The sequence below is a fragment of the Enterococcus sp. CR-Ec1 genome, from assembly GCF_002850555.1.
Taxonomy (GTDB): Bacteria; Bacillota; Bacilli; order Lactobacillales; family Enterococcaceae; genus Enterococcus_D; species Enterococcus_D entomosocium.
On record NZ_CP025223.1, the window covers coordinates 157,162 to 170,536 of the forward strand.

Genomic DNA, 13,375 nt, shown 5'->3' on the forward strand with positions numbered 1-13,375 from the left:
CAGGTAAAAAATCTTCTTATGACAAATCAGGCAATTATCGGTATACTTAAGAAAGGGGTATCATCAAACAGAAAGAAGGGAAACAATTGGATCATAAACAACTAAAAGAATTCCCCAACGATTTCTTATGGGGTTCAGCATCAGCAGCCTATCAAGTAGAGGGCGCATGGCAAGAAGACGGCAAAGGCGCTTCAGTTTGGGACGATTTTGTCCGCATTCCAGGCAAAACCTTTAAAGCAACGAACGGAGATGTCGCGGTCGACCATTACCACCGCTTCAAAGAAGATGTTGCCTTGATGAAAGAACAAGGATTGAAAACCTATCGTTTTTCCATTGCATGGACACGGATTTTTCCAGAAGGACGAGGAGAAGTCAATCAAGCAGGGTTAGACTTTTATTTAGCATTGATCGATGAGCTGATTAAAGCAGGGATCGAACCAATGGTGACCTTGTACCATTGGGATCTGCCACGTACGTTGCAAGAAGAATATGGCGGCTGGGAATCTCGCAATATCATTGAAGATTTCACCAACTATGCGGCCGTATTATTTGAAGCCTTTCGCGGCAAAGTTCACTATTGGGTCAGCTTGAATGAACAAAATATCTTTACTTCTTTAGGCTATCTTTTAGCTGCCCATCCACCAGGAGTGACCGATCCTAAACGGATGTATGAAGTCAATCATATCGCTAATTTGGCAAATGCGTCGGTGATCAACAAGTTCCATGAGATGAAAATCCCAGGGAAAATCGGACCAAGTTTCGCCTATTCACCAAACTACCCAATCAACAGCGACCCGAAAAATATTTTGGCAGCTGAAAATGCCGAAGACTTGATGGCGCACTATTGGTTAGATGTCTATCTTTGGGGCGAATACCCGATTGCCGCAATGAATTACTTGAACGAGCAAGGGATCGCGCCTACGATCGAACCAGGAGACATGGACTTGCTGCGTTCAGCAAAACCAGATTTCTTAGGGATCAACTATTACCAAACAGCAACGAATGCCTACAATCCATTAGATGGTGTCGGTGCCGGTAAAATGAACACCACTGGAAAAAAAGGTAGCTCCGAAGAAACCGGGACACCAGGAATGTTCAAAAAAGCTGAAAATCCATTTGTGGAACGGACGAATTGGGATTGGGAGATCGATCCTCAAGGGCTGCGGATCGCTTTACGCCGAATCACTAGCCGTTATCGGGTGCCTGTGATCATTACGGAAAACGGACTTGGTGAATACGATAAACTAACAGACGATCACCAAATCCATGACCAATACCGCATCGATTATTTAGCAGGGCATGTCCATGCCATCAAAGAAGCGATCAGCGACGGCGCGGAAGTTCTTGGCTATTGCACCTGGTCCTTCACTGATTTGCTAAGCTGGTTGAACGGCTACCAAAAACGCTATGGCTTTGTCTACGTCGACCAAGATGAAACCCAAGAAGGGTCACTGGCACGCTACAAGAAAGACAGCTTCTACTGGTATCAAGAGCTGATCAAAACCAACGGGCAAGAGTGCTAGCCTCCTAAAGCCAATACCTGAATAAGCGAAACGACCCCTGCAACGGCAGTGATCGTTTCTTAGAAAAAAGTACGTTCCACCTGTAGCGACCGCCCAAAGGTAGACCAAAAGTCTCGCTTTTTGGGCCGCTTCAAAGGAGAACGTCCTTTTTTTGAGTGTTATCGTTGACAAGTGTAAACGACAATTGTAAAGTAGAAGGAGATTACAACTGTAAACATAAAAGGTGAATGGGTTTGCATAGCAAGCAAGGAGGAAGGAAACAATGATCGAAAAGAATTATGGGGTAAAAGGGATGACCTGTGCGTCTTGTTCCCAGACAGTCGAAAAAACAGTCAGCAAGCTGGCGGGGGTCGACCAAGCAGCTGTCAATTTGGCTACTGAAAAATTACATATTCGTTATGATGAGCAGCAGCTCACCGAAGAAACACTCGCTGAGGCCATCAAAGCAGCGGGCTATCAACTGATCGGCTCTCAAAGACAAGAGACCTTTGCCATCTCGGGCATGACCTGTGCGTCTTGTGCCCAAACAGTAGAAAAAGCTGTCCAAAAATTAGCGGGTGTGGAGCAAGCCTCCGTCAATCTGGCGACAGAAAAACTGACGGTCAGCTATCAACAAGACCAAGTGTCCGCCGCGAAGATCGCAGCTGCCGTGAAAGAGGCGGGCTATGACGCACAGCTGCCGACCGCTTCTGCCGACAAGGCGGATTCAAAACAGGCAGAGGTTCGTGCTTTATGGCAACGGTTTTGGCTTTCGGCGCTCTTTACGATCCCCTTGTTCTATTTGACGATGGGGGAAATGATCGGTTTGCCGATCCCTGGCTTTTTAGATCCAATGGCCTATCCAGTCAATTTCGTTACCACTCAATTGATTTTAGTCTTACCGGTGATGGTCCTCGGTCGCGCCTTTTACATTGCTGGTTTCAAAGCGCTTTGGAAAGGCCATCCTAACATGGATTCCCTCGTCGCATTGGGAACCAGTGCTGCCTTCTTTTATAGTATTTATGGGACCGTGATGGTCTACCTGGGCACGACCCACTATGCGATGCACTTGTACTATGAAACGGCCGCCGTTATTTTGGCATTAGTGACCTTAGGAAAATACCTTGAGTCGGTCTCAAAGGGCAAAACCTCCGAAGCCATCAAGAAGTTGTTGGATCTCGCACCGAAAAAAGCCCGCGTGCTTCGCGGCAGCGGGCATCAAGCCGAAGAAGTCGAAGTGGGTATTGAAGAAGTCGCAGCCGGCGATATCTTAGTCGTACGACCTGGTGAAAAGATTCCTGTGGATGGGATCGTTACCCAAGGACGCTCTGCCATCGATGAATCAATGATCACCGGAGAAAGCTTACCTATCGAAAAACAAGTCGGTGATCGGGTGATCGGCGCTAGTATCAACAAAAATGGCTCGTTTCAATACGAAGCCACCAATGTGGGAGAAGATTCAACGTTAGCGCAAATCATTCAGTTAGTAGAAAATGCCCAAGGCTCCAAAGCGCCAATTGCCCGCATGGCAGATAAAGTTTCGGGTGTGTTTGTCCCGATTGTCATGGTCTTGGCGGTTTTTGCAGGACTTGCCTGGTTTTTCTTAGGACAAGAAACCTGGATCTTCTCATTGACCATTACGATCTCTGTATTAGTGATTGCTTGTCCGTGTGCCTTAGGATTAGCGACACCGACCGCCATCATGGTGGGTGCGGGCAAAGGGGCAGAAAATGGCGTCTTGATCAAAAGCGGCGATGCGTTAGAAACAGCTAGAAACGTGACGACGATCGTCTTTGATAAAACCGGCACGATCACAGAAGGCAAACCAGTCGTAACCGATCTCCTGCCTGCCGGCAACCACACGCCGACGGAATTGCTGCAGCTGGCGGCTTCTGTTGAAAAAGGCTCAGAACATCCATTAGGCGAAGCCATTGTGATCGAAGCCCGCACGCAAGCCCTCGCCCTGCAAGAAGTTGACGGGTTTGAAGCGATTCCGGGGCATGGGATTCAAGGCACGATTGCTGGCAGTCCAGTCCTATTAGGCAACCAGAAATGGCTGGAAAAACAAAACGTTGCCATCGATGGCCTGATCGAGCAAGCCCAACAATTGGCTCACGAAGGGAAAACACCGATGTATGTTGCCAAAGACGGCGAAGCGATCGGGATCATCGCTGTGGCAGATACTATCAAAGAAAGCAGTCGAAAAGCTATTGAACGGTTGCATCAAATGGGCTTGTACGTAGCAATGATCACTGGCGACAATGCTCGGACAGCCCAAGCCATCGCCAAACAAGTCGGTATCGATGAAGTAATCAGTGACGTCTTGCCAGAAGATAAAGCCGCCAAAGTAGCCGGCCTGCAAGCCAAAGGCCAAAAGGTTGCGATGGTAGGTGACGGGATCAATGATGCGCCGGCGTTAGCCCAAGCTGATGTAGGGATCGCGATCGGCTCTGGTACCGATGTCGCCATCGAATCGGCAGACATCGTACTGATGCGCAGCGATCTGATGGACGTCCCATCAGCGATCGAGTTAAGTCGGGCAACCATCAAAAACATCAAAGAAAATCTTTTCTGGGCTTTTGCTTATAACGTCTTAGGCATTCCTGTCGCAATGGGTGTGTTGCATCTTTTCGGCGGCCCCTTGCTCAATCCAATGATCGCCGGGGCGGCCATGAGCTTCAGCTCGGTATCCGTTTTATTAAATGCCTTGCGGCTGAAACGATTCCAACCCTCAGCAAAAAAATAAACGAAGCAACGAATGCAACAACAAAAAGACCTGCCCACGGTTTCTGATGGAAGAAAACCGTGGATAGGTCTTTTTAGTGCTGGACATCTAAATAAGAGTAGGCCCGCACGTCATACCGGTTGCGACTACGGGAAAATTCGATGGGTGAGCCATTTTTCTGATAGACGATCTGTTCAATCTCTAAGACCGGATCATCGGCTTTACAGTCCAAATACTGTTGATCGTACGCGGTACTTTTATCAGCGGCGATGGTGCGGTAGGCCCCAGCAAACTGGACCCCTAGTTCCTCTTTGACATAACGATAGATAGAACTTTCTAAATGGCCACGAGTTAAATTGGGCACCAAATGGACCGGCATATAGGTATATTCTAAAATAAACGGCTGGTCTTCAAGAATCCGCAAGCGGACAATACTATAGATCGGCTGTTCTTCCGTCAACATCAACTTTTCTTGGATCGTTTGGTCAGGAAATTCGACTTGAAAATCGATGACCTGACTGACTAGCTTGCGGCCAGCTTTGCCCATTTCTGTTGACAAGCCTTCATAGACCGTTAAAGCAGTGGTGTCTTTTTTTAAGAATGGGTGGTTCAATATTTTTGTTCCAGCGCCCCGCTGAGAATAAACCAGTCCTTCCATGGCTAAAATACCGATGGCTTTTTTGACGGTCATCCGGCTGACTCCGAATTCTTCGACTAAATCAGTTTGATTCGGCAGTAAGCTGTCAGGCGGATACGTTTTGTTTTTGATACGTGTGCGTAAAATATTGGCAATTTCTTGGTATTTTGGCATCTGATCACCTCGCAAGAAGTATAGCTGAAAAAAGCGGTTTCGACAATCAAACCTTGGTTTTTTTATAAAAAGAACGGCTGACTGAAAAAATTCAGCCAGCCGTTGCGCTTAATCGATCGATGGTTCTGCTTGACGATCTAAAACACGTAAGAATGGATACCAGATTAAGCCGACGATCACCACGTCAATGACTTGCAGCAAACCACCTAACCAAGAGTTGGTTGCTAAGACACCACTGAATACCACTGGAACGGTCCAAGGAACAGAAACACCAGTTGGTGCAGGAACAAGTCCAGCCGCCATCACTAAGTAGTTGAAGGTCGTTACCACAAGAGGTGCCACGACCCAAGGAATCAGGATCGTCGCATTCAAGACGATCGGCATACCGAAGATTGCTGGTTCGTTGACGTTAAAGATCCCTGGTGCTAAAGCCAAACGACCAACATCGCGGTATTGTTTTTTCTTCAATACAAAAGCCATCAAGATAACAACGGCTAACGTCATACCAGAACCGCCTAATCCAACGGTGAAGGTTTCCATAAATGGTTTTGTGACGATATGCGGCAGTGCATCCCCATTTTGATACGCTTCTAAGTTGTCTAACATTAATGTATTCCAAATCGGGTCCATCACAGAGTTGACGATGATTTGACCATGTAGACCGAAGAACCAAAGGAATTGGACAAAGAACAAAGCCAATAGAGTTGCTGGCAAGCTGCTGCCTAGTCCAGTCAATGGTTTTTGGATCAATTCATAAACCAAGTCATGCAAGTTGGCATTGAAGACACCCGTCATGATGGCATTGATCACTAAAAATACCGTTAAGGTGATAATTGCTGGAATCAAAGCGGCAAAAGATTTAGAAACTGCTGGTGGCACCCCATCAGGCATTTTGATCTGCCAGCCGCGTTTTGTGATGCGGCAATAGATTTCAGCTGCTAAAAATGCTGCGATCATCCCGATAAACATCCCTTTTGCGCCAAGACGATCAAGAGACAGCACGCCGGAGATCGTTTCGCCAGATTCAGTAGTCATAAAGAAAGGAGTTAAGATCAAAAAGCTGGCAAAAGAAACGGCGCCGCCAAAAATCCCTTCCACATCATATGATTTTGATAAATAATAGCCGATACCGAAAGTAACGAAAACAGTCATGATACTCATTGTTGCATTTTGCCCATTGCCAAACAGCGTTCCTAATGTTCCTTTAGTGGCATCACTGAAGAAGGGCAGGTTGTTTAAAACGACCACGATCGATCCAAACATAGTGATTGGGAACGAAAGCATAAATGCGTCCCGCAAGACGGTCAGATAGCGATTTTGTCCTAAGGCATTCGCCAAGGGCAAAATCTTTTCAGATAACTTGTCCATAAAACCATTCATTATTAGTTCACTCCTTAAATTTCTTTTTGCAATCGATTACATTGATAATGTATCATGTTTTATTTTAAATGTCTATACATTTATTTTAAAAAAGATTGATTTTCGTAACTGCTTCCTTTATGATTAGGGCAGCAAAGAAAAAATGAGGAGTGAATGAAGATGGATTATCAATTTCCAGCAGGCTTTTGGTGGGGGTCAGCCGCTAGTGGCCCACAAACAGAAGGTGTATTTGAAGGCGATGGCAAAGGGGCAAGCATCTGGGATTACTGGTATCAGCAAGAACCAGAGAAATTTTTCAATGGGGTAGGTCCTGAAAAAACCTCGCAAGTCTACACACGCTATCAAGAAGATATTCAACTCATGAAAGAAACCGGCCATACGACGTTTCGGACGTCGATCCAATGGAGTCGTCTCTTCCCGCAAGGCAAAGGAGAAGTCAATCAAAAAGCCGTTGATTTTTACAATGCCTACATTGATGAGTTGATCGCCAACGGGATCGAACCTTTCATGAATTTATACCACTTCGATATGCCAATGGCGCTGCAAGAAAAAGGCGGCTGGTTGAACCGAGAGACCGTGGATGCCTATGTCGCGTTTGCGCAAACCTGCTTTACGTTATTTGGTGATCGTGTCAAGAAATGGTTCACTCATAATGAACCGATCGTCCCTGTTGAAGGCGGCTATCTTTACCAATTCCATTATCCGAATGAGATCAACATGAAACATGCAGTCCAAGTTGGGTTCCACGAAACGTTGGCGAGTGCTAAAGCCATCAAAGTCTACCATGAGATGAACCTTGGTGGGGAGATCGGCATTATTTTGAATTTGACGCCAAGCTATCCAAGAGATGAGAACGATCCAGAGGATGTCAAAGCAGCGCAAATCGCAGATGCCTTCTTTAATCGCTCTTTCTTAGACCCTGCGGTCAAAGGCACGTTCCCAGAAGAATTAGTGACCATCGTCAAGGAATTAGATATGGTACCAGCGATGGAAGCTGATGATTTACAAACAATTCGCGAAAATACGATCGACTTGTTGGGGATCAATTATTACCAACCTCGTCGTATCATGAAGAAAGAATCACCGATCGATCAAGCGAAAAGTCCAATGCCAGATGATTACTTTGATAACTATGATATGCCGAACAAGAAAATGAACCCGTATCGTGGATGGGAAATCTATGAAAAAGGGATCTATGATATTTTGACAAACACGCGAGAAAACTATGGCAATATCAAGTGCTACATTTCTGAAAATGGCATGGGTGTCGAAGGAGAAGAACGTTTCGTCAATGCTGATGGCGTGATCGAAGATGATTACCGCATCGAGTTTGTCTCTGACCACTTAAAGTATGTCCACCAAGCGATCCAAGAAGGAACCAATTGTGTTGGCTACCATATGTGGACCTGCATGGACAACTGGTCCTGGACCAATGCTTACAAGAACCGCTACGGATTTATCTCCGTTGACTTAGCAAATGATGCTAAACGAACAGTGAAAAAATCAGGTCGTTGGTTTAAAGAAGTTTCAGATAATAACGGCTTTTAATAACAATGAAAAAAGCAATGCTGTAGGGATCAGCATTGCTTTTTTTGTGTAAAATCGCGGATTTTTCTGTCTTGTTCCGAAGGGAATTCTCTATTAAAAAACCACCTGTTTTTGCAAATGATAAGCTGGGTTAAACAAAAGCACAGTTTTGATAAAGAAAAGACTAGACATGGAAACGTTCTCGTGGTATTCTTTAGTAGAAATCGGTTTCATTATTTTGTTTAGGGTTTGAAAGGAGAAAAAACAATGGATAAATTTATTGGATTTATGGAGAAGCACTTTATTCCGATCGCTTCTAAAATAGGCTCTCAAAGACATCTAGTGGCCATTCGTGACGGATTTATCGTAACGATGCCGTTGATGATCTTAGGCTCTTTTGGGGTATTGATCAACAACTTACCAATTCCTGCCTATATTGATTTTATGAATGGCATTTTTGGTGAAGGGACATGGCAAGCCTTTGGGAACAACTTGTCAGCAGGTACTTTTTCAATACTTGGTCTGTTAATCGCTTTCACAGTAGCGTATAATTTAGCTAAAAGCTACAATCAAGACGCATTAGGTGCTGGGGCGATCTCAGTTGCAAGTTTCTTCGCATTAGGTGCAATGGCGACAGGCCCAGATGGTTTGTTAACAGCTGCCGGACTTGGTTCTCAAGGATTATTTTTAGCATTAATCGTATCGATCATTTCTACTGAGATCTTCCGTCGTCTAGCTGGCAACCCACGCTTAGTCATCAACATGCCTGATGGAGTACCACCAGCAGTATCACGTTCATTTGCTGCGTTATTCCCAGCAATGATCACCGTATCGATCTTTGCTTTGTTTACAGCAATTTTCCAAGCATTTGGTGTGACAAGTATCGTATTGTCCTTCTATGAATTGGTGCAACAACCATTCATGGGCTTGGCAAACTCTTACCCAGCTGCTTTGCTATTAGGTTTTATCTCTGCATTCTTATGGTTCTTTGGTTTGCATGGTGCCAACATCATCGACCCGTTCATGCAAACGATCAATGTGCCAGCGATCGAAGCAAACGCACGAGCATTAGAAGCAGGAACAGATTTGCCTTATATCGTCAACAAACCATTCTTTGATTCTTTCGTGAACATTGGCGGAACAGGCGCGACACTAGGTCTTCTGATTGCGATCTTTTTAGTTGCTCGTCATCATAAAGCGTATATGACTGTCGCAAAACTATCCGTTGCACCAGGTGTGTTCATGATCAATGAACCAGTGATGTTTGGGTTACCCGTTGTCTTGAACCCAATCTTGTTCATCCCATATGTGTTGACACCACTTGTTTTAGTCACGACTGCTTATTTTGCAACTGCAACTGGCTTAGTTCCTGCAAGTACCGTCATCGCACCATGGACGACGCCACCAATCATCGGCGGTATTTTGTCGACACAAAGTATTGCTGGCGGAATCTTGGCAGCTGTTAACTTGATCTTGTCGATCGTTATCTACTTGCCGTTCGTGAAAATGGCGCAAATTCAAGAAACACGCCGTTTAAAAAATGCGTAATGTCTGATCGAGTTGATTAGAAACAAGCGCCAAACGTAATAGACCTTATCCGGCCGCGATCAGAGTGCAATACCCCTTATCACACTGCTTCATTGGAAGGTGCAGTGGTGTGATGACACTCTTTTCGTTTGGCCGGTTCTTTTCTCGTTTTTCAATCAATACAACACACGTTTTGGAGGTGGCAAAATGCCCAAATATATGGAGATCGCAGATGTTCTGCGTAAAAGAATCAAGGACGGAACTTATCCGAAAGACAGTCTTTTACCTTATCAAACAGAGTTAGTGGAAGAGTTTGGCGTCAGCCGAATGACGATTAAAAATGCGGTGAATATCCTGATTATGGAAGGCTTGCTGCTGACAAAGCGCGGCTTAGGGACCAAAGTTTTGAATCATTCCTTTTGGGGCAAAGATACCTCATCGGTGACAGAATACAAAGGCCTGAGCTATCAGATGAAACAAGAAAAACGGACGTTGACTAGCCAAGTCATCACCTTTGAAGTCTGTTTTCCTACAACAAGAATTCAAGAGATGCTTCAGATCACTGCCGAACAACCAATCTACCATGTGATCCGTTTGCGGATCTTAGAAGGCAATCCATACATACTCGAGCATTCCTATATGCCGTTGGATCTGGTCAGCGGTTTGACGAAAGAGATCTTGGAAGAATCCGTCTATGACTATCTGTTGCAAGATTTAGGCTACAAATTTGCTGGTGCTTATCGGACTTTTCAGGCTGCCAAAAGTGATGAATACGATCAAACCTATTTAGCGTGCCAAGTAGATGATCCGGTATTGGAATTAGAACAGATCATCTATTTAGAATCGGGACGTCCAGTGGACTATTCCTGCAGCCGCAATCGGTATGATGTTCGTGGCTATTCCATGTTAGACATGAAGCCTGATCTGTTACAGCACCGCAAAAAGTAACGGCTTACAAAATGCTTCTTCAATGAAAAAACGCTTCATAGCTACTGTTGGCTATGAAGCGTTTTTGTTTTGATTTAAGAAGTGGGTTGATTTTGATCGCCTAGTTTGGCTAAGATAGTTTCCGCAACGGCTTTGGGAATACCAGCTTGCTGGATCTCTTCCACCGAAGCTGCTTGAATGTTCTTTAACGACTTGAAGGTTTTCATCAGCTGTTGCTTGCGTTTTGGTCCTAAGCCAGGAATTTCATCCAGCTTGGAAGAAAAGCTGTTTTTACTGCGCAGTTGGCGATGGAAGGTGATCGCAAAACGATGGACCTCATCTTGGATTCGTTGCAGCAAAAAGAATTCCACAGAATTGCGTTCCAGTTGGATCGGATCTAAAAATTCCCCGAAAATCAACTCGCTGGTTTTGTGTTTGTTGTTCTTCACTAAACCTGCAACCGGAATATCTAAACCTAGCTGGTTATGCAGCACTTCTTGGGCAGCACCGACTTGGGCTTTCCCGCCATCGATGATGATCAGATCAGGAAAAGGCAGGTTTTCTTTTAGGACACGAGAGTATCGGCGGTAGATGACTTCTTGCATAGAGCCATAATCATCGCCGCCTTGTGCGGTACGAATCTTATATTTCCGATAATCATCTTTAAACGGCTTCCCGTCGACAAAAACCACCATTGCAGAAACCGGATCGGTTCCCATGATGTGGGAGTTATCGAAGGCTTCAATCCGATAAGGTGTCGGGATCCCCATGGCATCGCCTAGACGATCCACAGCACCGATCGTCCGTTCTTCAGTACGCTCGATCAACGCAAATTTTTGGGCCAAGGCAATGCGGGCATTTTTATTGGCCAAATCGACCAATTTCTTTTTGTCGCCTCGTTGGGGCTGCAGGACTTTGGTTTCCAACAGCGCTTCTAATGGGGCAGCATCGACATTTTGCGGAACAAAGACTTCTTTGGGAATGAAGTGTTCATTCTTTTGGTAAAACTGGCCGACGAAGGTCAAGAAATCTTCATCCGCTTCATTGTAGAAAGGAAACAAAGAGACTTCTCGTTCGATCAGCTTTCCTTGACGGATAAAGAATACTTGGACACACATCCAGCCTTTGTCGACACTGTAGCCAAAGACATCACGGTCCATCAGGTCGGTCAGGGTCATTTTTTGTCGCGTCATGACGGTATCGATCGCTTGGATCTGATCCCGCAGCTCAGCCGCTCGCTCAAACTCTAATGTTTCAATGGCTTCGCCCATCTTCTCTTTCAGATCTTTCAAAATATCGACGTGACCGCCGTGGAAAAAGTGTTTGACTTGATCCACGATCTTTTGATAATCCTTGGGGTCTACATTATTGACATAAGGACAGACGCATTGACCCAAATGATAATAAAGACAAGGCCGCTTTTGAGAAGGACCGCATTTTCGTAAAGGAAAGAGGCGATCTAGCACCCGTTTGGTTTCATTGGCTGCTCGTGCATCAGGATAAGGGCCAAAATATAAAGCCCCGTCTTTTAAAACTTTACGAGTGATGATCAAACGCGGATAGCGCTCTTTGGTCACTTTAATAAAAGGATACGACTTGTCGTCCTTTAACATGATATTGTATTTTGGTTTGTTTTTTTGAATCAAATTGATTTCCAGCAATAAAGCTTCCGTATTTGATTCGGTAACGACGTACTCAAAATCATTGATTTCTTGAACGAGCCGTTCGGTTTTCGTATCGTGGCTGCCGGTAAAATACGAACGGACACGATTTTTTAAAATTTTGGCTTTCCCAACATAGATGATTTTGTTATTTTTATCTTTCATTAAATAACAACCAGGTTGATCAGGAAGCAGCGCTAATTTGTTCTTGATTTGTTCGTTCATTTCAAGATCCTTTCTTACTGGTTTGCTTCACGAACTGCATAAGTAGTCAAAGGGCGGTCTAAGTTTCCCTCAAAAAGGGGAACGTTAGAGCCCATAGCCAGTACTCCTCATTTTAGCACAAATTTCTTAAGAAACAATCAATCGGACCAGATCGGCAGTGAGGAAGCGTAATCGTAAGAAAAGGTTAAGAAATCCCACGAGGCGGTGGTTCCCCCAAAAAAATCAGTTTGTTATTATACGCTTGCCACCTGTGAGGGATCGTTTTGCGACCACTCCTGAATGAAGGTCCGCAATCCCTCGATGGCTGGTTCTGTGACTACTTTGCGCTGGATTAAGTAAAATTGGCGCTCAAAGTTTTTATCCAGCAGTTGATAGCCAATGCCGTGGGCGGCTCGCTTGGAAAGGATCGAACAGCCGAAGCCTTGTTTCAGCAAAGCGACAATCAATTCATTGCTGGCGATCTCGATGATCGGTCCTTGAATGTTCTGTTCCTCCAGATAGCGCTTAGTGTAATAGTAGACACCAGAACTCGCTTCTCGGACGAGCCAAGGACCGGTTTGGGGATCGCCAGCTAAGACGAGCTGATCTTTCAAAATCGGAAAACGCAAAATACTCGGTGCGGATAAGGGTTTTTCAATGATCCCTAAATCCAGTTGATGTTGTTCAAGCGCTGTTAAGACTTCAGCGGAGTTCATCATCGATACCCGAAAACGCACCGTGGGAAAGGCGTTGTATAAAGCAATCATCAAGTTAGGCATCAAGGCCATCGCATAGGTATGAGAGATTCCTAGGGCACAGTGGCTTTGGTGCTGCGTGTTGGTATGGATCTCGCTGGTGATCGTCGACCACTCATCCAATAAATTCAGTGCCTTTTCGTAAAGGTACTCTGCTTGGGGTGTGGCGATCACGTTTTTGCGACCATTGCGTAAAAAGAGCGGTGTATCCAGGTCTTGTTCCAACTGCTTGATTTGAGCAGAAACCGTGGGCTGCGAAATAAATAGCAATTCGGCAGCTTTCGAAAAATTTTTCGTTTCATAGACCATCTTAAAAGTCTCCAATAATTTTAACATTGCAATCCCTTCCATTAGAA

The 13,375-nt window shown here is 45.0% G+C and carries 9 protein-coding genes; 5 read left to right on the plus strand and 4 right to left on the minus strand.

The genetic code is table 11. The features are described 5' to 3' along the window. Nucleotides 1–86: 86 nt before the first annotated feature. Together CXM95_RS00760 and CXM95_RS00765 are read left to right on the plus strand one after the other, a co-directional pair. Complete coding sequence (locus tag CXM95_RS00760; protein ID WP_101698747.1) at nt 87–1,523, plus strand: glycoside hydrolase family 1 protein; 1,437 nt, start codon at nt 87–89, stop codon at nt 1,521–1,523. A gap of 262 nt (nt 1,524–1,785) precedes the next feature. Next, the gene (locus tag CXM95_RS00765) at nt 1,786–4,248 is read left to right on the plus strand and encodes a heavy metal translocating P-type ATPase (RefSeq protein WP_101698748.1); all 2,463 of its coding nucleotides are present in this window, start codon (nt 1,786–1,788) and stop codon (nt 4,246–4,248) included. Nucleotides 4,249–4,321: 73 nt separating this feature from the next. Here CXM95_RS00765 and CXM95_RS00770 read toward each other — a convergent pair whose 3' ends face one another. Continuing rightward, complete coding sequence (locus tag CXM95_RS00770) at nt 4,322–5,038, minus strand: GntR family transcriptional regulator (protein ID WP_005226669.1); 717 nt, start codon at nt 5,036–5,038, stop codon at nt 4,322–4,324. 108 nt (nt 5,039–5,146) lie between these two features. Next, complete coding sequence (celB, locus tag CXM95_RS00775; RefSeq protein ID WP_005226670.1) at nt 5,147–6,418, minus strand: PTS cellobiose transporter subunit IIC; 1,272 nt, start codon at nt 6,416–6,418, stop codon at nt 5,147–5,149. Between the two features lie 159 nt (nt 6,419–6,577). On the opposite strand from celB, the gene CXM95_RS00780 reads away from it, so the two are divergent. The 3 genes from CXM95_RS00780 to CXM95_RS00795 all read left to right on the plus strand — a co-directional run bounded on the left by CXM95_RS00780 (nt 6,578) and on the right by CXM95_RS00795 (nt 10,420). Further along, nucleotides 6,578–7,966, plus strand: coding sequence for a glycoside hydrolase family 1 protein (locus CXM95_RS00780; RefSeq protein WP_371875328.1), 1,389 nt, complete (start codon nt 6,578–6,580; stop codon nt 7,964–7,966). A 246-nt stretch (nt 7,967–8,212) separates the two neighbouring features. Continuing rightward, nucleotides 8,213–9,493: a PTS sugar transporter subunit IIC gene (locus CXM95_RS00790; RefSeq protein ID WP_005232725.1), complete on the plus strand. Its 1,281-nt coding sequence runs from the start codon at nt 8,213–8,215 to the stop codon at nt 9,491–9,493. A 186-nt stretch (nt 9,494–9,679) separates the two neighbouring features. After that, nucleotides 9,680–10,420 carry a GntR family transcriptional regulator gene (locus CXM95_RS00795; protein WP_005226685.1) on the plus strand — a complete coding sequence of 247 codons (741 nt, stop codon included), beginning with the start codon at nt 9,680–9,682 and terminating at the stop codon, nt 10,418–10,420. Between the two features lie 74 nt (nt 10,421–10,494). Here CXM95_RS00795 and uvrC read toward each other — a convergent pair whose 3' ends face one another. Both uvrC and CXM95_RS00805 read right to left on the minus strand, forming a co-directional pair. Beyond that, nucleotides 10,495–12,285 carry an excinuclease ABC subunit UvrC gene (uvrC, locus tag CXM95_RS00800; RefSeq protein ID WP_005232721.1) on the minus strand — a complete coding sequence of 597 codons (1,791 nt, stop codon included), beginning with the start codon at nt 12,283–12,285 and terminating at the stop codon, nt 10,495–10,497. A gap of 233 nt (nt 12,286–12,518) precedes the next feature. After that, nucleotides 12,519–13,370 (minus strand): LysR family transcriptional regulator, encoded by an 852-nt coding sequence (locus tag CXM95_RS00805; protein ID WP_016619552.1) that lies wholly within the window; start codon nt 13,368–13,370, stop codon nt 12,519–12,521. Between the last annotated feature and the right edge of the window lie 5 nt (nt 13,371–13,375).